Genomic DNA, 539 nt, shown 5'->3' with positions numbered 1-539 from the left:
CATGACTGGGGTGAAGTCGTAACAAGGTAGCCGTAGGGGAACCTGCGGCTGGATCACCTCCTTAATCGACGACATCAGCTGCTCCATAAGTTCCCACACGAATTGCTTGATTCATTGAAGAAGACGAAAAGAAGCAGCCCGAAATTGGGTCTGTAGCTCAGTTGGTTAGAGCGCACCCCTGATAAGGGTGAGGTCGGCAGTTCGAATCTGCCCAGACCCACCAATTTTGTGTGGGAAACGCCTGTAGAAATACGGGGCCATAGCTCAGCTGGGAGAGCGCCTGCCTTGCACGCAGGAGGTCAACGGTTCGATCCCGTTTGGCTCCACCACTACTGCTTCTGTTTGTATAAAGCTTAGAAATGAGCATTCCATCGTGGTGATGGTGAATGTTGATTTCTAGTCTTTGACTAGTTCGTTCTTTAAAAATTTGGGTATGTGATAGAAAGATAGACTGAACGTTACTTTCACTGGTAACGGATCAGGCTAAGGTAAAATTTGTGAGTTCTCTTAATTGAGAAATTCGAATTTTCGGCGAATGT

General features: G+C 46.9%; 2 tRNA genes and 1 rRNA gene. All 3 read left to right on the top strand.

The features are described from left to right. Positions 1–64, top strand: a 16S ribosomal RNA gene (locus tag MF6394_RS32855); the annotation flags it as partial. A gap of 82 nt (positions 65–146) precedes the next feature. After that, a tRNA-Ile gene (locus MF6394_RS32850) sits at positions 147–223 on the top strand. A gap of 30 nt (positions 224–253) precedes the next feature. Next, a tRNA-Ala gene (locus MF6394_RS32845) sits at positions 254–329 on the top strand. Positions 330–539: the final 210 nt, after the last annotated feature.

The sequence above is a fragment of the Pseudomonas sp. MF6394 genome (genome assembly GCF_002018845.1).
In the GTDB taxonomy this organism is placed as follows: Bacteria; Pseudomonadota; Gammaproteobacteria; order Pseudomonadales; family Pseudomonadaceae; genus Aquipseudomonas; species Aquipseudomonas lactis.
Note: the sequence above shows the minus strand (reverse complement) of the source record. Positions and strands in the feature narration are given on the sequence as shown.